The following is a 21,406-nucleotide window of genomic DNA, read 5'->3' on the forward strand; positions in this document are numbered from 1 at the left end:
GTGTCTTGCCGCCGCTCACACTGTCTCGGCCTGGGCCTGCGCTTGAATCGCCGGCCGGGACAAGGCTTGCTCACGGGCGTCGAACAGATGACAGTGTTCGGCGTCCAGCGTCAGGCGGCAACCGCTGCCGGCCTGTGGCGCCCTGTCCTGGCCGCCTAGTTTGACGGCGATGGGTTCGGCCACGCCATCGGCCTGGACGTAGACGATTTGCACATCGCCCAGATGTTCGACCAACTGCACCGTCGCCGGCACGCCGACGTCGGCAAAGCGCAGGTGTTCGGCGCGCACGCCCAGGGTGACGGCGTCGCCGGCGCGGCCTTGGAACGGCAGACTCAGCCGGTTGCCGCCGGGCAGTTCCAGCGTCAGGCCGGCCGGAGTGTCCGCAACAATGGCCGCCGGCAGGAAATTCATCTTGGGCGAGCCGATAAAGCCGGCGACGAAGCGGTTGGCCGGGCATTGGTACAGCTCCAGCGGCGTGCCCACCTGCTCGATGCGGCCGGCGTTGAACACGGCGATGCGGTCGCCCATGGTCATCGCTTCCACCTGGTCGTGGGTGACGTAGATCATGGTGCTGCCCAATTCCTTGTGCAGCCGCGCCAATTCGATGCGCATCTGCACCCTGAGCGCGGCGTCCAGATTGGACAGCGGTTCGTCGAATAGAAACACTTCCGGCTTGCGCACGATGGCGCGGCCAATGGCCACGCGCTGGCGCTGGCCGCCGGACAGGGCCTTGGGTTTGCGGTCCAGCAGATGTTCTATCTGCAGCGTGAGCGCGGCGCGGTGCACGGCGGTGGCGATGTCCTGTTTGCTCTTGCCGGCCAGTTTGAGGCCGAAAGCCATATTTTCCCGCACCGTCATGTGCGGGTAGAGCGCGTAGCTCTGGAACACCATGGCCACGCCGCGTTTGGACGGCTGAATGTCGTTGGCGAGCTGGCCGCCTATCCACAGTTCGCCGGCGCTGATGTCTTCCAGGCCGGCGATCATGCGCATCATCGTGGATTTGCCGCAGCCGGAGGGGCCGACGAAGACCATGAATTCGCCGTCGCGGACGGCGAGGTCCACGCCGTGAATGACGGCGTTGCCGTCGTCGTAGACTTTGTGGATATTGCTGAGCTTGAGGTGGGCCATATCGAATCCTTTTATTGCAAGCGCGCCGGCAGTGCGCCCGCGGCTTCTATCTCACCGGCCAGCCATTGGGCGACGGCGTCCAGCGCCGCGTCGGCGAAGCCGTAGCTGATCAGCGCCGGCGCCTCGAGATCGGCGGCGGCGTAGGGGTTCCACAAGGCCAGGTGCAGGTCCGGCCGCCATTCGGCGCGCTCGCGCGCGCCGTAGCGTTCGCGGGTGGTGGAGGCGACCACGGTGTAGCGGCCGTCCTGAGGCAGACGGCGCCAGTCCAGTTCCTCGCGGCTTTGGTAGCGGATCACTTCCAGGCTAAAGTGGCGCGACAGCCGGGCGATCAGCGCGTCGGCGGACAGGCCGGCCTCGGACACGCCGTCGGACGGCGCCTGGTCCTGCACCACCAGGCGCAGCGTGGCGCCCACCGGCGGTCGTTGCGGCTGGCCGTGGGCGGTCAGCGCGCGGCGCCAGGCTTCGGCGAACAATTCGGCGTCGGCGGCGCGCTGCGCCGGTTCGTAATCACGCTGACGGCTGGGGTAGCGCCGGATCAGCGCGTCCACGCGCGCGGCGGCTTCTTGCAGCCGCGCCTCGCTCAGCCGGCCGGCGGCGACGGCGTCGATCAGCGCCTGCTTGCTCTCTTCCATTTCGTCCTGGAATTGCAGCACCAGGCTGAGGTCGGCGCCGGCGGCCAGCGCCTGGGCGCTGCCCTGGGCCTGGCCCCAGCGTTCGCGGATGGCCTTCATATTCATGCCGTCGGTGATCATCACGCCCTGATAGCCCAGCTGCTCGCGCAGCAGTTGCCGCAGGATGGCCGGCGACAGCGTGGCCGGCCAGTCCGCGTCCAGCGTCGGGAAGCGTATGTGGGCGCTCATCATGCCGGGGGCGAGGTCGGCCAGCGCGGCGAACGGCGACAGCTCGTAATCGCGCAGCTCGGCCTTGGGCTTGTCCACCACCGGCAGATCCAGATGGGAGTCGGTGTGGGTGTCTCCGTGGCCGGGGAAGTGCTTGACGCAGCAGGCCACGCCTTCGGATAGATGGCCGCTGATCCAGGCCCGCGCCAGTCTTGCCGCCTTGAGCGGGTTTTCGCCGAAGGAGCGTTCCGAGATCACCGGATTGTCCGGGTTGTTGTTGAGGTCCAGCACCGGGGCGAAGTTCCAGTTCACGCCCAGGCTGGTCAGCCCGCGCGCTACCGCGGCGCCCACTTTCTCGGCTAGTTCCGCGTCGTCCACCGCGCCCAGCGCCATCGCCGACGGCGCCGCCGGCAGAAACAGGGTGCGCATCACCGCGCCGCCTTCCTGGTCCATGCCGATCAGGATGTCCTCGCCCAGCGCGCATTGCAGATCGGCTATCAGCCGGCGGATGCTGGCCTCGTCCGGCACATTTCGGCGGAACAGGCAGATGGCGCGCGCGCCCAGTTGTTGCAGGAAGGCGGCTTCGTCTTCGCCCAGACGCGGGCCGGCCACATCCACCATCAGCGCCTGGCCGGCCAGTTGTTGCAGGGTATCGCTCATTTGACGGCTCCATCGAATCCGCGCAGGAAGTAGCGCTGGGTGAACAGGAAGACCAGCAGGATGGGCAGCACGGTCAGCACCGCGCCGGCGGCCACCACCCGGGTTTTGAAACTGAAGGCGCCGGACAGGTAGAGCACGCCCACCGACAGCGGGAATTTGTCCGGGCTGGACATCACGATGGACGGCCAGATGTATTGGTTCCACGCCGACACCATGGTGAGTATGGTCAGCGCCGCCAGCGCCGGACGAGATAGCGGCAACATGATTTTCCAGAAGATCTGCCAGTCGCCGGCGCCGTCGACGCGGGCGGCGTCTATCAAGTCCTGCGGCACGGCCTCAAAGGCCTGTTTCATCAGGAATATGCCCACCGCGCCGGCCAGCGTGGGCAGCACCACGCCGCTGTAACTGTCGGTGAGCTGCAGTTTGGACACGGTGATGAAGTTGACCAGGAAGTTGACTTCGCTGGGCAGGATTATGGTGGCGAGAATGGCGCCGAACACCAGCTTGCGGCCAGGAAAGCGCATCCGCGCCAGCGGGTAGGCGGCCAGCGCGCTGACCAGCAGGGTGCCGGCCACGGTGGCCAGCGCGATGACGACGGAGTTCTTGTAGAAGGCCAGCAGGTCGATGCTGGACACCGCCTCCTTGAAGTTGTCCAGGCCGGGGGCGCTGGGCAATAAGGGCGGCGGAAAGGCGAACACGTCGCCCTCGGTGGAGAGCGCGGTGACCAGCGTCCACCAGAACGGGTAGACGGTGACGACGGCGATCAGGCTCAGCACCAGATAATGCAGGCAGCGGCCGGCCAGCTTGCTTAGCCGGGCGCTGTGGCTGCGGGCGGCGGGCGCGGCGAGGGTGGCGGTGTTTTGCATGGCGTTTCCTTATGATTCGCGCGGCTGCAGATAGCGGAAGTTCAACCAGGCCAGCGCCACGCAGAACACCGACATCACCAGGCTGGCGGCCAGCGCGCGGCCGAAGTTCAGCGACTTGATGCCGAACTCGTAGGCGTAGAACAGCGCGGTGTAGGTGGATTGCATCGGCCCGCCCTTGGTCATGATCTGCACCTCCTCGAAGGCCTTGACCGCGGCCAGCACCGACATCATCGAGCACAGCAGGATGGTGGGGGCCAGCAGCGGCACGGTGATGCGCCAGAAACGCTGCCAGGCGTTGGCGCCGTCCAGCTGCGCCGCTTCGTAGATGTCGGCCGGCACCGCCTGCAGGCCGGCCAGATAGAGCACCATATACCAGCCCAGGCCGCGCCAAACGGTGATGAACATCACCGCGAACAGCGCGATGCGGTCGTCGTTGAGCCAGCCCACCGGTTCGTTGACCACCCGCAGCCAGTGCAGCGCGGCGTTAAGCACGCCGTCTTCGGTGTACATGAAGTTCCAGATGATGCCGATCACCGATACGGAAGTGACCACCGGCAGGTAGTAGGCGGCGCGGAACCACTTGATGGCGGGAAGCTGGTTGTTGACCAGCACCGCCAGCAGCATGGCGACGATCTGGATCACCGGCACCACCAACAGGTAGATGGCGGAGTTCTTCAGCGAGGCCAGGAACAAGTCGTCTGCGAACAGCTCGCGGAAATTGTCCAGGCCCACCCAGCGAGGGCTGTCGATCAGGTTGTACTGGGTGAAGGCGATGAAGCTGCCGAAGCCCACCGGCCAGAAGGAGAACGCCAGCATCAGCAACAGCGCCGGGGCCAGGAACAGATAGGCTTGCAGCGTGGTCTTGGTGCGCATGGGCAGAACCTTGTGACGTAGCGGCAGGCCGACGCCGGAATGCGGCGACGGCCTGCGGGTTGCGGGAGGCGGCGTCTGAGACTCCGCCGCGGTCAAGCGCGTTTTACAGTTTGCCGCTCCAGAACGCCGCCGCCTCGTCCAGCGCGGCCTTGGGGTCCTGGCGGCCGGTGACGGCTTTTTCCACCGCGGCGGCCAGGCGGGCGGAGAGCACATCCGGGTCCTTGACGCCGGCCAGATAGATGGTGCGGGTCTTGTCCAGGCTGGCGGCGGCCACGCCGACGGCTTTTTCCGCCGCGCCGGCGTTATTGGCCACTTTCTGGAAGTACGGGTCTTGCGCCGCCTTGCGCGCGGTGGGCAGGGTGCCGGCCAGTTTGGCGAAGGCCAACTGGTTGTCGGCGTTGGTCAGGTAGTTGCCGAACTTGCCGATTTCCGGCAGCAGCGCCTTGTTGACGTTGCGCGCCACGCCAAAGTTGAACATCCAGCCGCCGGCGGCGATGCCGGTGGGGCCGATGGGCGCCGGAGCCACTTGGGTGGCTTGGTAAAGTTTGGGTGCTTCGTCGCGCACTCGGGTCAGCGAGGCCGGGGTGGTGACCAGCATGGCCATGCGGCCGCTGTTGTAGGCAGCGATGGAAACCTGGAAGTTGTCCTGGGCGAACAGATTGTCCTTCAGCAGCGCGCCGGACTTGTAGGCGTCGCCCAGTTTTTTCAGCATGGCCACGTGGGCCGGGCTGTTGAACACCGGTTTGCCGTCCTTGAGCAAGGGCAGGCCGTTCTGGATCAGAAAGCCTTCGATCTTGGTGGGGCCCAGCGCCGGGGCGAAGCCGGCGACGCCGGTTTTGGCCTTGATGGTTTTGGCGTAAGCCAGCTGCTCGTCCAGCGATTTGGGCGGCTTGGCCGGATTGAGGCCGGCTTTCTTGAACAGCTCGGCGTTGTAGGCGATGACGTTGGCGCCGTTGTAGTGAGGGAAGGCGTAAACCTTGCCGTCGAAAGTGACGTCCTTGATCGCGCCGTCCACGTACTGACCCTTGTTGATCACGCTGTCCAGCGGCTGTAGCAGGCCGCTTTGCTTGTAGTCGTAAGCCCACGGCACGTTCAGGTTGACCAGAGCCGGGGGCTTGCCGGCGCCCACGGCGGCGGTGAACTTGGACTGGATCACGTCCCAGGGGTAATCGGTCCATTTAACTTCGACATTGGGGTTCTGGGCGTTGTATTTGCCGACCAGATCCTTGAAGTAGCCGTCGAATTTCGGCGACAGGCTCATGGTCCACACTTCCAGCACGGGTTTGTCGGCGGCCAGAGCCGGCAGGGCGACGGCGCAGCCGGCGGCGAGCAGGGCGGCGCGAGCGAAGGCGTTGAGTTTCATGATGGTTTCTCCATGGAGGCCGGCGCTGGCGGGCGGCCAGTCTGACGGCGGGCTTGCTATATTGTTATGCCATTTGATTGACGTTTTGCCGCATTGTGGCATTGAAGTGGTGTCAATGAAAGCGAGACCAGTTCAATGCCAGTGAGCCGGCGGCCGGGCGGACGAGAGGACGCCCGGCCAGCCGCGCGGATCAGAAGGTCTTGCTGTAGGAGGCGATGACTTTCACGTCGTTGCGGTCGGATTTGCCGTAGAAGCCGTCGGTGCGCAGCCACGCCGGATAGACGCCGATGCTGGCGCCCTTGAACATGCCGCTTTGCACGCTGTAGCCGATGCTGAAGTCCACTTCATGGGCCTTGGTGTCGGCCTTGCCCGGGTTTTTCATCCCGGTGGCGTAGTTGCCGGACAGGCCCACGGTCAGGCCGGGCACGCCCACCTTGGCCAGATCGTAATTAACGCTCAGCTTGTAGACGGTGGTGCCGTCCCAGACGAAGTCGTCCAGCTGGCCCCAGGTTTGGATGAAGTTGCGGTTGTCGCTGTTGCCCCACGGCGTCATGCGGAAGTTCAGTTCGCCGGAGTCCGGCGCCTTGGTGTAGCCCAGGCCGCCCATCAGTGTCCAGCCGCCGGTGGCGTAGCTGACGCTGCCGCTGGCGTGGTATTCGTTCTTGGGGTTCTGAATGCCGGAGAGCTGGGTCTGGTACTTGCCGGTGAAGTAGTAGCCGGTGGCGGTCAGCTTGTCGTCGCCGTTGAGCTGCCAGGAGTAGGAGCCGGCGATCTGGGCGTTGCGGCGGTAGTCCTTGCCTTCGCCTACGCCGACGTCGACGAAGCCGTTTTTAGGCGCGTAGCGGAAGCCCAGGCTGTTGACGTAATCGACGCGTTTGGCGGTGCTGCCGTTGCTGCGGCCCTGTTCCCAGGAGTTGGTCATGTCGCGGAAGCGGGTGTCCCACTCATTGCGGAACTGGTCGGCCCAGCCGTAGCCCACTTCGAAGTCGCCGAATTTGTATTTCATTTCCACGCCGCGGTAGGCGTGGGATTGCAGGCCGCCGGAGGTGCCCAGGGTGCCGATGCCTATGGGGGTGTAACCGGCGCGGGCGGAGAAGCCCTGGCCGTCTTCGTGCTGGCGGAATTTCAGCGCCGCCTGGCTCAGCACCGCGGCGCTCTTGTCCACGCCGCCGGGTTGGGAGTTGTCGTTGATGTCGTGGTTCAGCACTTCCGACCAGCCTTTGCCGCTGTCCAGGCGGATGGCGGCGTGGGCGGCGGCGTCGAAGCCCAGCTTGTTCCAGGCGTAGCCGGAACGGAAATTCAGGCCCAGGTTGAGCGCGTTGACGGTGATGTCGTCGCGGTTCTTGCTGTTGGGCGGAGCGGGCCAGTCCGCTTGGCGGTTACGGCCGTAATAGATGGCGCTGACGGTGGTTTCGGACTTGGTGATCAAGTCATAGACGTCCACCGGTTCGAAAGTGGCCGGCGCGCCCTGGGTGGGCGAGGTGTCGTTGGCCGGAATCGAGTCTTCCGCCGCCATGACGACACAGGGCAGGGCGGTCAACAGTAGTAGGGCAAGCTTGGTCGGCTTAGGCATTTCAGTCACTCCAATCACGTGGCGACACCTCTGTTGGATGTCCTGCGCTAAAACTATCTGGTCTTTTACTGGTTCTCAATTGGTATCTCATTGGTATTGCAAAATAATTCGTCATATTGTTGCAATGTTGCCATGCACATGGATTTGCTGGAAATGGCCGCTCATTGGCGTCAGATAGCCGCCAAATGCAAATGAAAGGCATCTACTTTTTGTTTTTCCGAACGGAATTTGGAGTGTTAATGAATGATTGGCCGGGATGACTACGCGTTTTCAACCGCGGCAGCGGCAACACGCGCAGTATTTTTCGCTTATCGACATTGTTGCTATGCAGCATGGTGTTGCAGCGAAGGTAAGCGCCGGCTGACCCATAGGCCATGGGGCATTGCCAGACTAAAAAAAAGCCTGGCAAGCGCCAGGCCAAGTGCGGAGAGGGGGTAAACGGGTTTCAGCTGGCGGCCGCCAACGAACGGCCGGTTTGCAGCGGCGTTTCTTCGTTCTGGCTTTGGCCGGCCTGCGGCAGGGTGAAGTAATTGATGCTGGATTGCAGCTCATGCGACATCTGTTCCATCTGACTGGCGGAGTCCGCTGTCTGGCTGGCGGCGGCGCTGGTTTCCTCGGACATTTGCGCCACTTTCTCCACATTGGCGGCGATGCCGGTGCCGGCGGCCTGCTGCTCGTGCAGCGATACCGAGATCGCGCTCAGCGATTGTTTGACTCTGGCCACCTTGTCGTTGATGCCGGTGATGGCCGAGCGGGCGTCGTTGGCTTGCTGCAAGCCCACTTCCATATGGTCCACGGTGTGGTGGATGTTCTGCACCACATGGGCGCTGCTATCCAGCATCTCGCGGATGCTGGTGCTGATTTCGGCGGTGGACTGGGCGGTGCGCTCGGACAGCTTGCGCACTTCGTCCGCCACCACGGCGAAGCCGCGCCCCTGTTCGCCGGCGCGCGCCGCTTCTATCGCCGCGTTCAGCGCCAGCAGATTGGTCTGGTCGGCCACGTCGCGTATCACCTGGATCACATTGGAGATCTGCTGCGAGCGGCTGCTCATCAGGTCGGCTTGCACTTGCGAGGTGCGCGCCATTTCCGCTACCGACTCTATGGTGTGCAGAGTCTGGTCGATGATGGATTCGCCACGGGTGGCCAGTTCGCCGGTGGAGACGGATTCGGTGGCCACATCGGTGGTGTTGTCGTCCACCGAGCAGATGCTGACCGACAATTGCTCCACCGAGGCCGACATCGACGAGGCGGCCCGGGTTTGCTCCTCGGCGCTGGCGGCCACCTGTTCCGCCGCCGCCGCCAGCTCGGTGGCATTGGCGCTTAGCTGGCTGATGATCTGCTGCATGGCGCGCACCATCTGGATGAGTCCGCTCTGCATCCGCGCCATCGAGGCGACGATGCTGTGTTGGTCGCCGGCCTTGGCCTGTAGTTTCTGGCTGAGGTCGCCGTTGGCGATGCGCTCGGTCAGCGCCACCACGTCGCGCGGCTCGCCGCCCAGCTCTGCCATCAGCGAGCGGATGATGATCAGCGACAGCAAGGCGCCCAGCGCCACACCGCAGATCAAGAGCGCAATGGCGACGGCGCGGCTGGCGGCGGCGCGTTCCTGCGCCTTGGCGAACTCTTCCGCCGCCACTCGCAACTGCAAGTCGATCAGCGCGGCGATGCGGTTGGCGATGGGATCGATGGCCGGGTACATTTCCTTGTCCAGAAAGAGTTGCATCGCGGCGCGGTCCCCGGACTGGGCCAGGCTTTTGAGCCGGGCCACGCTGGCGTCGGCGTGGCGCATTGCCGCCTCGGCCTGGTCGGCCAGGGTTTTTTCCTCATCGGTCAGATAAGTGGCGCGGTAGTCGCCCCATTGTTTTTTCAGCGCCACTTGCGCGGCGTCGATGCCGCCTATAAACCCGGCCGCGTCGATGGCGCCGGCATGCAGTTTGTGCGCGCCATCAACGATGCCCACCGCATAGCTGTCGGCCACGGTTTTCAGCTGTTTCAGGCACACCACTCTGTCGTTGTAAGTGGTGGCGAAGTCGTCGAGTATGCCTTTTTGCGCATGTTGGCCAAACAGGCTGATCAAGACGGTGATGGCCAACAGGGCAGCGACGAGCGCGCTTAAGCGTTGGGCGATGGTCAGGCGGTTGAACATGACGCTCTCCGAATTGGTTTTTACACATATAAAACCGATTTTGACTATTTGGAGGTGTAGTCGCGGCATGTGACAGTGGCATGGCAAGGCCGTGGTCCCAGGGCTGAACTTAAAAGCCGCTGCTGCAAATTGCTACCTATAACTCCATGATTCCGTTATAATTCCGCCCCTTTGCGGCCGCCATCGCCCGACGCGGCCACCTATACTAAATGTCAGGAAACGCCATGAGCCTGTTGCCGCACCAGATCGAGTTGCTATCGCCCGCCAAGACCGCCGAAATCGGCCGCGAGGCCATCTTGCACGGCGCCGACGCGGTGTACATCGGCGGGCCCAGCTTCGGCGCGCGCCACAACGCCTGTAACAGCGTGGAGGATATCGCCGGCCTGACCGCGTTTGCGCACCGCTACTACGCGCGCATCTTCGCCACGCTCAACACCATCTTGCACGATGCCGAACTGGAGCCGGCGCGCAAGCTGATCTGGCAGTTGTACGACGCAGGCGTGGACGCGCTGATCATTCAGGATATGGGCATCCTGGAACTGGACCTGCCGCCCATCCAGCTACATGCCTCCACACAGTGCGACATCCGCACGCCGGAGAAAGCGCGTTTCCTGTCCGATGCCGGTTTCTCCCAAGTGGTGCTGGCGCGCGAGCTGACGATTCCGCAAATCCGCCAGGCGGCCGACGCGGTGGGCGACGCCGCCACCATTGAATACTTCATTCACGGCGCGCTGTGCGTGGCCTTCTCCGGCCAGTGCTATATCAGCCACGCCGACAACGGGCGCAGCGCCAACCGCGGCGACTGCTCGCAAGCCTGTAGACTGCCGTACACGCTGACCGACAAGGACGGCGGCGTGGTGGCTTTCGACAAGCATTTGCTATCGATGAAGGACAATAATCAGAGCGCCAATCTGGAGGCGCTGCTGGACGCCGGCGTGCGTTCGCTGAAGATCGAGGGCCGTTACAAAGACGTGTCCTATGTGAAGAACATCACCGCCCATTACCGGCTGCTGCTGGACGAGATCATCGAACGTAGGCCGGAGCTGGCGCGCGCCTCCAGCGGCGACAGCGAAATCTTCTTTGCGCCGGACCCGGACAAGACCTTCCACCGCGGCGGCACCGATTACTTCGCCACTGGCCGCAAGATCGACATCGGCGCTTTCGATTCGCCCAAGTTCGTCGGCGTCGGCCTGGGCGTAGTCAGCAAAGTGGGGCCGGACTGGCTGGAGATCGCCACCCGAGAAACCATGAGCAACGGCGACGGCATCAACTTCATGAAGAAGCGGGAAGTCGTGGGCGTTCAGGCCAATACCGTGCAGCAAGTGGGCAAGACCGCGGACGGCGAGTTGTTGTGGAGGGTGTTTCCCAACGACGCTTCAGTGTTGGCCGGCCTCAAGCCGGGCGTGGACATCAGCCGCAACCGCGACCACGCCTGGGAACTGGCGCTGCTGAAAAAGTCCGCCGAGCGCAAGGTGGGCGTGTGGATGACGCTGGCTGAAAACGCCGACGGCCTGGAACTGAGCATCACCGACGAGGACGGCGTCAGCGCCGTCGCCCGCAGCCCGCTGGCGCTGGAGCCGGCCAAGGACGCGGAGAAGGCGCTTGCAGGTTTGCGAGACAATCTGGCGAAGCTGGGCAACACCATGTTCGTTGCCCACGATGTAACGCTGCAACTCTCTCAGCCGTGGTTCGCGCCGGCCTCGGCGATCAACGCCTTGCGCCGAGACGCCATCGCCCGGCTGGAGACCGCGCGCTTGCAGGCCTGGCCGCGCCAGCCGCGCAAGGCGGCGTTGGAGCCGCCGGCGCCGTATCCGGAAAAGACGCTGAGCTATCTGGCCAACGTCTACAACAATCTGGCCTGGCAGTTCTACCGCAAGCACGGGGTGGAGGTCATCGACGCCGCCTACGAGGCGCATCAGGAAGAGGGCGAGGTCAGCCTGATGATCACCAAGCACTGTCTGCGCTTCTCCTTCAACCTGTGCCCGAAGCAGGCCAAGGGGGTGAAGGGCGTGATGGGCCAGGTGCGCGCCGATCCGATGACGCTGAAGTCCGGTAACGAAACCTACACATTGAAGTTCGAATGCCGGCCTTGCGAGATGCATGTGATGGGCAAGATGAAAAAGCACATCCTGAAGGCCCCGCCGCCAAGCGAGGAGCCGTACACCGCGCCCTTGACCTTCTTCAAGCAGCGTCCGCGGTCTTGAGCGCTAGATTGCCGATCTGAGGCGGGGAGTCGATTGCGGCGGCGGCGGAGAGGCGCGTAAAATGCGCCTCTTTCCTTTTTTCCTATCCGGAACAATCCTTTAATACATTATCGCCGGCCACGCCGGCATCACGGGGAATCAAACGTGGCCGACATCGAGCGCCTGGACACCTGGGTCAAATACAAGAACGGTTTGTGCGAGGACTGCATGGGCAGCTGCTGTTCCATGCCGGTGGAGGTGCGGCTGCCGGATCTGGTGCGCATGGGTGTGGTGGACGAGTTCGAGCTGGAAGAGCCGATCAAGAACATCGCCAAGCGTCTGGAAAAGCAGCGGTTGATCCAGCACTTCAATTTCAAGCGCGAGCTGTTTACGTTGGCGCGGCGTGCCAACGGCGATTGCATGCACCTGGATCAGAAGACCCGTTTGTGCGGCATTTACGAACGGCGCCCCAATACTTGTCGCAACCATCCCAAGGTGGGCCCCAAGCCGGGCTTCTGCGCGTATACCCGCAATCCGCAGAAGATCGTTTTCCTTCGCCATTCCGCGGCGTGAACGCTGTTTCACGTGAAACTCTCCGTTGACTCGACTGGATCGTCATGAACCCCATTTATCCTTTATTCGCTTTCGCCATTGGCGTAGTGGTGCCGCTGCAGGCCGCCATCAACAACCAGCTCAAGGGCGTGCTGGGCAACAGCACGCTGCTGGCGGCGCTGGTGTCGTTCTCCGTGGGCAGCCTGTGTTTGGCCGGCCTGGCTGTCGCCACCGGTCAGAAATGGCAGGATCTGGCGCAGTTGGGCCGGGTGGAGTGGTGGATGCTGTTGGGCGGCGCGATGGGGGCGATGTTCGTGTTCGGCACCACCTTGCTGGCGCCGCGGCTGGGCGTGGCGGCCATGCTGTCCCTGGTGATCGCCGGCCAGGTGTGCGTGTCGCTGCTGTTCGACCGTTTCGGCTGGCTGGCGATGCCGCTGCGAGAGGTGAATCTGCCTCGGCTGCTGGGGGCGGCGCTCGTGGTGGGCGGAGTGTTGTTGGTTAACTTTGGCGATAAGTGGTTTGGACGCGTTTGAGCGATAGGCGCAGGGCCGCCACGCTAAAAACGGCAGCCAGAGGCTGCCGTTTTTGCTGTCAAACGCGCGGCGTTTATTTGGGCTGAGGTTTGGACATCGGGCTCATGTGGCGGCCCATCTGGCCGTGCCATTGGTCCATCACTTTCTGCTGCTCCGGCGTTAGCTGAGCATAGAAAGTTTTCAGCGCGTCCAGGCGTTTCTGCATCGCGTCCTGGTGCTGCTTCATCATGTCCAACATGCGTTCCATGCGTTGCGGCGCGGTTTCGCCGGCCTGCGGTTTGGGCGGCATCGCTCGTTCGCCCGGCTTCATCGAGGCGACGAAGGTTTTCCAGGCGCCTTCCTGGCTGGCTTGCAGCTTCAGTTGGTCATGCAGTCCTTGCAGATGGCGGGCGGCCATGGCTTCGCGCTGGGCCGGGTCCATGTGGCGGCCTTTTTCCATCATCGGCATCGGGCTTTGCGACGGAGCGTCGCCGGCGGCCAGCGCGGAGCCGGTGACACCGGCGGCCAGCAGCACGGCGATCAGCATGGGCTTGAACAGCTTGGTCATGATTGAAGACTCCTATGGAGGTGGATCATGCAAGCAGTATTGAGCATGGGTGTCTGGCAAGTGTTGCGGGTAGGGCGGGGCTTGTTACCGAGTGTTAACCGGGCCGGCCCGCTTAGCAGTTTGCAACAATGCGCGGGGCTCGCCGCGCCACGGCTCACGAATCGTCGCAGATCGTAACGGGTTTTAGTTGTGAGGCTCGTTGCCTTGGCCTGCCTGCAGTTTGCGCATTGGCCCCTGGCCCCGGCCGCCCATTAGCGGCGGGCTGTCCTGGTCCATGATTTTTTGCTGCTCTGGCGTGAGCTGGCCGTAGAAGGATTTGAGCGCTTCCAAACGCTTTTGCAGATTCAGCAGGTGGCGCTGCGCCATCAGCACGCGCTGTTCCATGCGTTCCGGCGCGGTGGACGCGTTTTCGCAGGGCGGCATCGGACCGGGGCGGGTGGCGCTGGCAAAGGCCAGCCACGCGGCTTCCTGGGCTGGCTGGATCTTGAGCTTGTCGTGCAGCGCTTTCTGATGTTGGGCGATGAAAGCGTCGCGCTTGGCCGGGTCTATCTTCCACGGGCGGCCGGCGAAATTGCCCATCGGCGGGCATGCGGGTTCCGGCGGCGCGGCCAGAGCGGCGCCGGCGGCGAGGCTGGCGAATATAAAGGGTATCTGCGGTTTCATAGGCGGGCCATTCCATTGATGGCTGTGATGCGGGCGGACGACATCGGCAGGATCACTCCATTATTCTGGATGGCGACTGTCAATTAAGTGTGAGTTGGCCGGGGTCAATTGTTACCAAATGTAAAGCCCGCCGGCAAGCGTTTTGCCGATGGGCTTTTTCCCGACCGGGGCGGGGATTTGGACTAGAGTGAATTGCGGCATTCCCTTATCGTCGCCGGAGCGTTTCGCATGAGCCTGCCTGATTCTTCATTTCCTTGGTTCTCCGCGCTGGGCGCCGGGGGTTTGAACGGCGCCTTGGTGGAGTATTGGATCGACGCCTGGCAGCGTTCGGTGCTGTATTGCGACATTCTGCGCCAGCGCGGGGACACCTATCTGGAGCACGCCGCCTCCGGCCATCCGCCGGTGTTGGTTTTCGACTACGACATCATCGTGGATGGCCGTGAACTGGAGCAGCCGGTCAATTACGCGCTGTCGGCGATCCGCCCGCCGGACGGTTGTCCGAAACCTGACCCGGCCAAACGGCCCTTCGTGGTGATAGATCCGCGCGCCGGCCACGGCCCCGGCATCGGCGGCTTCAAGATGGATAGCGAGATCGGCATCGCGCTGCGCCAAGGCCATCCTTGTTATTTCGTGATGTTTTTCCCGGTGCCGGAGCCCAAGCAGACGATTGAATGCGTGTGGCGCGCCGAGAAGATCTTCCTGCAAAAGGTGAACCAGCTGCATCCGCACAGCGCCGGCAAACCCTTCGTCATCGGCAATTGCCAGGGCGGCTGGGCGCTGGCGATGCTGGCGGCCACCGCGCCGGAGCTGGTGGGCCCCATCCTGCTGGCCGGCTCGCCGTTGTCTTACTGGGCCGGCGTGGCCGGCAAGAATCCGATGCGTTATTCCGGCGGTTTGTACGGCGGCACCTGGATGGCCTCGCTGGTGGGCGATCTGGGCCACGGCCAGTTCGACGGGGCTCATCTGGTCAGCAATTTCGAACAGCTGGACCCAGCCAACACCTACTGGAAAAAGCCTTACTCTTTGTACGCCAAGGTGGACACCGAGCGTGAGCGTTTCCTGGAGTTCGAGCGCTGGTGGGGCGGCCACTATCTGCTCAACAAGGCCGAGATGGAATGGATTACCCAAAACCTGTTCGTCGGCAACCGGCTGAGCCATGGCGAGGTGACGCTGGAGCAGGGACGGCAGGCGGTGGACTTGCGCAACATCCGCTCGCCCATCGTGGTGTTCGCCTCCTGGGGCGACAACATCACCCCGCCGCAGCAGGCGCTGTTCTGGATCGCGGACCTGTACCACAGCGTGGAGGACATCCGCGTCAATGAGCAGACCATCGTCTATTGCCTGCACGAGCAGGTGGGCCACCTGGGCATTTTCGTGTCCGCCGGCGTGGCCAACAAGGAACACAGCGAGCTGGCCAGCGCGCTGGACTTGATCGATGTGCTGCCGCCCGGCTTGTACGAAGCCATCATCACCGATACCCACCCGGAAATGGCCGGGCTGGAATACTTGCAAGGCCGCTACGTGATCCGCTTCGAGCCGCGCGACATCGACGATATTCTGGCTTTGGGCGACGGCCGCCAGGGCGAGGCCGCCTTCGAAGTGGTGCGCCGGGTGGGAGAGGTCAACCAGCAGCTGTACGATACCTTCGTCTCTCCCTGGCTGCGCTTATACGGCAACGAGCATACCGCGCGCTGGTGGCGTGAAATGCATCCGTCGCGATTGGAGCGACGCTGGTTTTCCAGCCGCAACCCCTGGCTGGCCGGGCTGCGGCAATGGGCGGAGAAGGTACGCGACGAACGGCGGCCGGCGGCGGAGGACAATCCGTTCTGGCAATGGCAGCAAAGCTACGCGCAGTGGATGGAGACGGCGCTGAACGGTTGGCGCGACGGTCGCGACGCCTGGCAGGAGCTGAGCTTCCGAACTTTGTTCGAATCGCCGTGGAGCGCGGCGCTGACAGGTTTGAAACCGCAGCGCGAATACGGAGTGCGCAAGGCGGACGGCAGTTGGGAGCGCAGCGAGATGCTGCGGCTCAAGCGCCAGGAGCTGGAGGCCCATTACGCCGAAGGCGGGCCGGTGGACGGCTTTTTGCGGTTGTTGATCTATGTCGCCATCGGCAACGGCGTGGTGGACGTGAGGCCGTTCAACGCTATTCGCCGGGTGATGCAGGAAACCGCCTTGGGCGAGGATTTGACGCTGGAGCAGTTCAAGCAGGCGGTGCGGCGCCAGACTTGGCTGGTGCGCAACGACGAGAAGCGCGCGCTGGCGACGCTGGAACATTTGTTGCCCACCGAGCAACAGCGCCAGTTCGCACTGGAGCTGGCGATTCTGCTGCTGCAAGCGGCGGGGCCCATCAGCGGCGAGAAGCAGCAGCGCCTGGGCCGGCTGGCGCTGGCGATGGGCTTGGCCCAGCGGAACAGCTCGCCTCCGGAGGCTCCGGCGCCGGTCAAGCCCGCGCCCAAACGCGCGCCGCGGCAACGCAAGCCCAAGCCGGCCGCGTGAGCACGGCTTTGCGGCGCGGCGGGCGCAAGGTACACTGCGCCCGCCCAAGCCAGAAAACACGACCATGAGCGCACCGCAACCCAAGAATCCCACCCACGGCGTCACGCTGGAACAGATGCTGAACCAGTTGGTCGGCCATTACGGCTGGCCCGAGCTGGGGCGGCGCATCCAGATTCGCTGCTTCAATCATGACCCCAGCGTCAAATCCAGCCTGGCTTTCTTGCGGCGCACCCCGTGGGCGCGTCAGCAAGTGGAAGACTTGTTCGTGGCGTTGAAGACCCGGCCGCAGACGCCGGCTGGTTCGGGAGTGGACTCCCGCCCGCGGTTGTTCGCCAAGAAGTCATCCTGATGGCCATTGCCATTGTCCACGGAAGCAGGCAGCCTTGCGTTAAGGCTTAAGCACCTGTTTACGATCCGCTGCGCGTCGGCATACAGCGTTGAAAATTCCTGCGAAATGCTCATGTACCGCTCGTACATTCCGCTTTCTCAGCGGTTTTCGATTTGTCTCGCTCCTGCTCGCCAGGTTTTGAACAGGCCTTAAAACCTGCCCGTCCGCCGGGCCGGCGGCGATGATGTTCTCACTGTGGAGCGGGAATATGGAATTGGAAATCAGCGTGGAAGCGGAGAAGAAGTACCTGAACAGCCTGGTGGCGCTGACCGTGGTGCTGCTATCGGTGTTCATGGGCCTGGGCAAGCTGAAGGACGACAATATCGTGCAGGCGCGTCAGCTATTGAAGACCGACGCGGTGGACAGTTGGTCCGAATACCAGTCCAAGAAGATCAAGCAGCATCTGGCGGAAAGCAGCCAGCGTCAGGCGCGCTTGCTGGAGTTGGCCAATCCTGCGGCGGCGGCGGCCTTGCGGCCGGAGCAGGCGGCGATCCAACGCGACATCGCTCACTACGCCGCGGAGGCGCAGGCTTTGCAACTCAAGGCCAAGACCAAGGAGCAGGGTTTTGAAGAGTTGAACGCTCGCCATGAGCTGTTCGACGTCAGCGACGCCGGCCTGTCCATCGCCGTGGCCTGCGCCGCGGTGGCGGCGCTGGCCGCCAATTTCATTCCTTTGCTGTGCGCCTGGGCTTTTGGCGCGTTGGGCGTGTTTTTCTGGCTGGCGGGTTTTGCCGGCTGGAATATTCATCCGGGCTGGATCGTTTCTCTGTTGGGCTGAGGGGCGCGGGAGCGGCCCTATCGGCGGCAGGGTTGCAACTGTCATCGATTTGGCTCAGGCTGTCCGGGTTTTCCGCATTCCTGCGTTTTGTCCCGAGACATTCTGAACTGGAGAAAAGCGATGAAACTGTATTTTTCCCCCGGCGCCTGCTCGCTGTCCCCGCATATCGTACTGTTCGCCAGCGGCTTGCCGTTCGACACCGAGAAGGTGAATCTCAAGGTCCAGCCGCATCTGACCGCGGGCGGGGTGGACTTCTCCACCATCAATCCGCGCGGCTATGTGCCGGCCTTGCAGCTGGATAACGGCGAGCTGCTGACCGAGGGCGTGGCCATTGTGCAATACCTGGCGGATCAGGCGCCGGCCAAACAGCTGGCGCCGGCCAACGGCACGTTGGAGCGCTACCGGCTGCAAGAATGGCTGAACTATATCGCCACCGAGGTGCACAAGGGCTTCTCGCCGCTGTTCTATCCCAATAGCGACGAAGTCAAGCAGCAGACTTGGGACAAGCTGACCCGTCGGCTGGCGCTGGCGGAAGAGCAGCTGGCGAAAACGCCCTATCTGCTGGGCGAGCGTTTCAGCGTGGCCGACGCCTATCTGTTCACCTGCCTGAACTGGGCGCAGTTCGTACAGCGTTCGCTGGGCGATTTCCCGGCGTTGATCGACTTCCAGAAACGCGTGGCGGCCTTGCCCTTCGTGCAACAAGCGCTGAAGGCGGAAGGCTTACTGGAATAATTCCACTGGAACGGGAATACGTTCTCCGTTCCAGACAAGATCATGCCCGGCTCCGGCCGGGCATTTTTCATGGCGAGTGGATTTATACTGCCTCGGCCTGCAGGTGCCGCAGATAAGCATCCGCGCTGGCCTCGATCTCGGCGTCGCTCAGATCGTGCTCGGCGCCGTGCAACGCGAAGCCGGGCAGCCATTCGGCGCGGATGTAGCGGCAGGTCAGTTCGAATGGCCGCAACACTTCCTCCATCCGGTACAGATAACGGCCGTCCGCCGCGAAGTCCCGCTCGCGTATGCCGGTGGACACCGCCACGCTGATGCGCTTGTCCCGCATGCGCCAATCTTCCGGCCGCGCGCCGATGGCGAAGCCCTCGTCCAGCACCTGGTCCTGCCAGGTTTTCAACAGCGGCGGCGAACTGAACCAGTACAGCGGAAACTGCAAGACGATGCGTTGGTGGCTGCTCAGCAGCGCCTGTTCGCGCGCCACGTCGATCTTCCCGTCCGGATAAGCCTGGTATAGCGCATGCACGGTGTAGTGTTCCGGATGCCGGCGCAGCGCGGCCATCCAGCGGCGGTTGATTCGGGATTGCTCAAGATCGGGATGGGCAACGATGATCAGGGTTTTCATGGCGCTTCCTGTAAAATGGGAACGGCCATGCTATCAATGGATCAAGTTGTTGATAAGTATGCACTTTTTTGTTTCATAAGCACCAAAAGGTAACTGTGTCCGCATGAGCGAACTGAATTTTCCCATCGACGCCACCGTGCGGCTGGTGGGCGGCAAATGGAAGTGCGCGATACTGTGCCACTTGTCCGAAGACAGCCGGCGCACCGGCGAACTACGCCGTTTGCTGGGCGGAGTGTCGCAGAAGGTGCTGACCGAGCAGCTGCGCGAACTGGAGCGCGACGGCCTGATCGCGCGCACGGTTTACGCGGAAGTGCCGCCGCGGGTGGAATACCGCTTGACCGAGCTGGGCGACACGCTGCGGCCAGTGATAGACGCGATGTGCGCCTGGGGCGCTTTCTACCTGGAGCGGCCGGCGGCGGGCGTATAATGCGGGCGCGATAAAACCAGAAAAGGGCTGTCCCGTGAAACTTGCGCCTCTCCTCGTCACCTCCCTGCTGGCCGCGACGGCCGTCAACGTTTGGGCCGCTCCGCTGAAGCTGCGGGTGCTGGAAACCTCCGACGTGCACATGAACTTGCTGGATTACGACTACTACCAGGACAAGCCGACGCAGGACTTCGGCCTGGCGCGCGCCGCGACATTGATCCGCGCGGCGCGGCAAGAGGCGCCCAACAGCCTGCTGATAGACAACGGCGATCTGCTGCAGGGCAATCCGTTGGGAGACTTGGTGGCCAAGATCCAGCCGCTGCGCGCCGGAGAGGTTCATCCCGCCTATAAAGTGCTCAACTGGCTGCGCTACGACGCCGGCAATATCGGCAATCACGAATTCAATTACGGTTTGCCCTTTCTGGGTCAGGCGCTGAAGACGGCGGCCTTCCCCTACGTTAACGCGAATGTGGTGGACGCCAAGACCGGCCAGCCGTATTTCCAGCCCTATGTGTTGCTCAAGCGGGAGTTCAAGGACGAGGACGGCCAGCCGCAGACGCTGAACATCGGGGTGATCGGCTTTGTGCCGCCGCAGATCATGCAGTGGGACAAGGCCAATTTGCAGGGCAAGGTGGAAGTGCGGGACATTGTCGACACCGCGCGCCGCTATCTGCCTGAACTCAAGCGCAAGGGCGCCGACATCGTGATCGCGGTGCCGCATTCCGGTTTTGAAAAAGGCGAGAGCGCGCGCTTTGCCGAGAACTCGGTGGCTGGTCTGGCCGAGGTGGCCGGCATCGACGCCATTCTGTTTGGCCACGCCCACGCGGAGTTCCCGTCCGCCGCCTTCGCCGGCTACCCCAAGGTGGACCTGGCCGCCGGCACCATCAACGGCGTGCCGGCGGTGATGCCGGGACGCTGGGGCGACCATATCGGCGTGGTGGATCTGGTGCTGGAGCGTGGCGACGCCGGCTGGAAGGTGAGCGGCAAGCAGGCCGCCCTGCGGGCCATCTACGACAAGAAAGCCAAGCGGCCGCTGGCGGCCGCCGAGCCCAAGGTGGCCGAGTTGATCGCCGCCGAACACCGCCGGACGCTGGATTATGTGCGCGGCAAGGTGGCGGAAACCCGCGCGCCGATTTACAGCTACTTCGCCCAGGCGGCGGACGACCCGTCGGTGCAGATCGTGGCCGAAGCTCAGGCCTGGTATGTGAAGAACGCGGTCAAGGGCACCGAGTACGAAGGTTTGCCGGTGTTGTCCGCGGCCGCGCCGTTCAAGGCCGGTGGCCGTCAGGGCTGGAATTACTACACCGATATCCCGGCCGGCCCGCTGGCGATCCGCAATCTGGCCGATCTCTACATCTACCCCAACACGCTGAAGGCGGTGAAGGTCAGCGGCCGCGAAGTGCGCGAATGGCTGGAAATGTCGGCGGGGCAGTTTCTGCGCATCGATCCCAAGGGCCCCAAGACCCAGCCGCTGTTGAATCCGGAATTCCGCTCCTACAACTTCGACAGCATCGCCGGTGTCAGCTATGAGATCGACGTCAGCCAGCCGGCGCGCTACGACGCCGACGGCAAGCTGGTTGCGCCGAACAGCCGCCGCATCGTCAAGCTGAGCTATCAGGGCAAACCGATAGACGAGGACGCCAGCTTTTTGGTGGCCACCAACAATTACCGCGCCTCCGGGGGCGGCCATTTCCCCGGTATAGACGCCAGCCGCGTGGTGGTGGATTCGCCGGACGAAAACCGCGCGGCGGTGGCGGCTTATCTGGCCGAGCGCAAAGTGGTGGACCCGGCGGCCAAACCTGCCTGGCGCATTCAGCCCGTGGCCGGCGTCGCGATGCGCTTTGACACCGGCGCAGGCGCGCTGCGCTATCTGGCGCGCCAGCCGCAGTTCCGCCTGGCCGCGGAGCATGGCGATGGTTCGGTTAGCCTGGAATTGGTGGAATAAGAGAAAGGATCAAGAACCTGTTCTTAGTCTGCTGCGCTTCGTGAGCCGCGACCCGGCGAGTACGGTTTCGAAATGCTCAACCGTAAGCGCACTTC

At 63.5% G+C, this 21,406-nt stretch carries 19 protein-coding genes; 9 read left to right on the forward strand and 10 right to left on the reverse strand.

Going from position 1 to position 21,406, the window contains the following annotated elements; all coding sequences use genetic code 11:
- Nucleotides 1-15 precede the first annotated feature (15 nt).
- The 7 genes from DXT74_RS03275 to DXT74_RS03305 form a co-directional block, all read right to left on the reverse strand.
- Nucleotides 16-1,128 carry an ABC transporter ATP-binding protein gene (locus tag DXT74_RS03275; protein WP_194427316.1) on the reverse strand — a complete coding sequence of 371 codons (1,113 nt, stop codon included), beginning with the start codon at nt 1,126-1,128 and terminating at the stop codon, nt 16-18.
- Between the two features lie 11 nt (nt 1,129-1,139).
- Nucleotides 1,140-2,627 (reverse strand): beta-N-acetylhexosaminidase, encoded by a 1,488-nt coding sequence (gene nagZ / locus DXT74_RS03280; protein WP_194427317.1) that lies wholly within the window; start codon nt 2,625-2,627, stop codon nt 1,140-1,142.
- Complete coding sequence (locus tag DXT74_RS03285; protein ID WP_194427318.1) at nt 2,624-3,493, reverse strand: carbohydrate ABC transporter permease; 870 nt, start codon at nt 3,491-3,493, stop codon at nt 2,624-2,626. Before DXT74_RS03285 ends, nagZ begins: the two co-directional genes overlap by 4 nt.
- A 9-nt stretch (nt 3,494-3,502) precedes the next feature.
- Nucleotides 3,503-4,366, reverse strand: coding sequence for a carbohydrate ABC transporter permease (locus DXT74_RS03290; protein ID WP_194427319.1), 864 nt, complete (start codon nt 4,364-4,366; stop codon nt 3,503-3,505).
- A 103-nt stretch (nt 4,367-4,469) separates the two neighbouring features.
- Nucleotides 4,470-5,729 (reverse strand): sugar ABC transporter substrate-binding protein, encoded by a 1,260-nt coding sequence (locus DXT74_RS03295; RefSeq protein WP_043636557.1) that lies wholly within the window; start codon nt 5,727-5,729, stop codon nt 4,470-4,472.
- Nucleotides 5,730-5,919: 190 nt separating this feature from the next.
- The gene (locus DXT74_RS03300; RefSeq protein ID WP_194427320.1) at nt 5,920-7,302 is read right to left on the reverse strand and encodes an OprD family outer membrane porin; all 1,383 of its coding nucleotides are present in this window, start codon (nt 7,300-7,302) and stop codon (nt 5,920-5,922) included.
- A 445-nt stretch (nt 7,303-7,747) separates the two neighbouring features.
- Complete coding sequence (locus DXT74_RS03305) at nt 7,748-9,445, reverse strand: methyl-accepting chemotaxis protein (protein ID WP_043636564.1); 1,698 nt, start codon at nt 9,443-9,445, stop codon at nt 7,748-7,750.
- Between the two features lie 224 nt (nt 9,446-9,669).
- Between DXT74_RS03305 and DXT74_RS03310 the strand changes: the two genes are divergently transcribed.
- The 3 genes from DXT74_RS03310 to DXT74_RS03320 all read left to right on the forward strand — a co-directional run bounded on the left by DXT74_RS03310 (nt 9,670) and on the right by DXT74_RS03320 (nt 12,713).
- Complete coding sequence (locus DXT74_RS03310) at nt 9,670-11,649, forward strand: U32 family peptidase (protein WP_194427321.1); 1,980 nt, start codon at nt 9,670-9,672, stop codon at nt 11,647-11,649.
- A 144-nt stretch (nt 11,650-11,793) separates the two neighbouring features.
- Complete coding sequence (locus tag DXT74_RS03315; protein WP_043636573.1) at nt 11,794-12,201, forward strand: YkgJ family cysteine cluster protein; 408 nt, start codon at nt 11,794-11,796, stop codon at nt 12,199-12,201.
- Nucleotides 12,202-12,245: 44 nt separating this feature from the next.
- Nucleotides 12,246-12,713: a DMT family transporter gene (locus tag DXT74_RS03320; protein ID WP_043636578.1), complete on the forward strand. Its 468-nt coding sequence runs from the start codon at nt 12,246-12,248 to the stop codon at nt 12,711-12,713.
- Between the two features lie 73 nt (nt 12,714-12,786).
- Here DXT74_RS03320 and DXT74_RS03325 read toward each other — a convergent pair whose 3' ends face one another.
- Nucleotides 12,787-13,260 carry a Spy/CpxP family protein refolding chaperone gene (locus DXT74_RS03325; protein WP_194427322.1) on the reverse strand — a complete coding sequence of 158 codons (474 nt, stop codon included), beginning with the start codon at nt 13,258-13,260 and terminating at the stop codon, nt 12,787-12,789.
- Between the two features lie 183 nt (nt 13,261-13,443).
- Nucleotides 13,444-13,923 (reverse strand): Spy/CpxP family protein refolding chaperone, encoded by a 480-nt coding sequence (locus DXT74_RS03330; protein ID WP_052370753.1) that lies wholly within the window; start codon nt 13,921-13,923, stop codon nt 13,444-13,446.
- 228 nt (nt 13,924-14,151) lie between these two features.
- Here DXT74_RS03330 and DXT74_RS03335 point away from each other — a divergent pair, with 228 nt between their 5' ends.
- From DXT74_RS03335 to gstA, 4 genes are all read left to right on the forward strand, one after another.
- Nucleotides 14,152-16,422 (forward strand): TerB family tellurite resistance protein, encoded by a 2,271-nt coding sequence (locus tag DXT74_RS03335; protein WP_081556421.1) that lies wholly within the window; start codon nt 14,152-14,154, stop codon nt 16,420-16,422.
- A gap of 64 nt (nt 16,423-16,486) precedes the next feature.
- On the forward strand, nt 16,487-16,771 hold the full coding sequence (locus DXT74_RS03340) for a VF530 family DNA-binding protein (protein WP_043640436.1): 285 nt from the start codon (nt 16,487-16,489) through the stop codon (nt 16,769-16,771).
- 247 nt (nt 16,772-17,018) lie between these two features.
- The gene (locus tag DXT74_RS03345) at nt 17,019-17,588 is read left to right on the forward strand and encodes a DUF4337 domain-containing protein (protein ID WP_194427323.1); all 570 of its coding nucleotides are present in this window, start codon (nt 17,019-17,021) and stop codon (nt 17,586-17,588) included.
- A 120-nt stretch (nt 17,589-17,708) separates the two neighbouring features.
- Complete coding sequence (gene gstA, locus DXT74_RS03350; protein WP_043640429.1) at nt 17,709-18,320, forward strand: glutathione transferase GstA; 612 nt, start codon at nt 17,709-17,711, stop codon at nt 18,318-18,320.
- Between the two features lie 82 nt (nt 18,321-18,402).
- Here the strand turns inward: gstA and DXT74_RS03355 are convergent, their stop codons facing one another.
- Complete coding sequence (locus DXT74_RS03355) at nt 18,403-18,942, reverse strand: NAD(P)H-dependent oxidoreductase (RefSeq protein WP_043640426.1); 540 nt, start codon at nt 18,940-18,942, stop codon at nt 18,403-18,405.
- 103 nt (nt 18,943-19,045) lie between these two features.
- Here DXT74_RS03355 and DXT74_RS03360 point away from each other — a divergent pair, with 103 nt between their 5' ends.
- A complete protein-coding gene (locus tag DXT74_RS03360; protein WP_043640423.1) occupies nt 19,046-19,369 on the forward strand; it encodes a helix-turn-helix domain-containing protein in 324 nt (107 codons plus the stop codon).
- Nucleotides 19,370-19,403: 34 nt separating this feature from the next.
- Nucleotides 19,404-21,311 (forward strand): bifunctional 2',3'-cyclic-nucleotide 2'-phosphodiesterase/3'-nucleotidase, encoded by a 1,908-nt coding sequence (locus tag DXT74_RS03365; RefSeq protein WP_194427324.1) that lies wholly within the window; start codon nt 19,404-19,406, stop codon nt 21,309-21,311.
- The last annotated feature ends 95 nt before the right edge of the window (nt 21,312-21,406 follow it).

Origin of the sequence: Chromobacterium sp. Rain0013 (assembly GCF_015291765.1) — a bacterium.
Taxonomy (GTDB): domain Bacteria; phylum Pseudomonadota; class Gammaproteobacteria; order Burkholderiales; family Chromobacteriaceae; genus Chromobacterium; species Chromobacterium haemolyticum.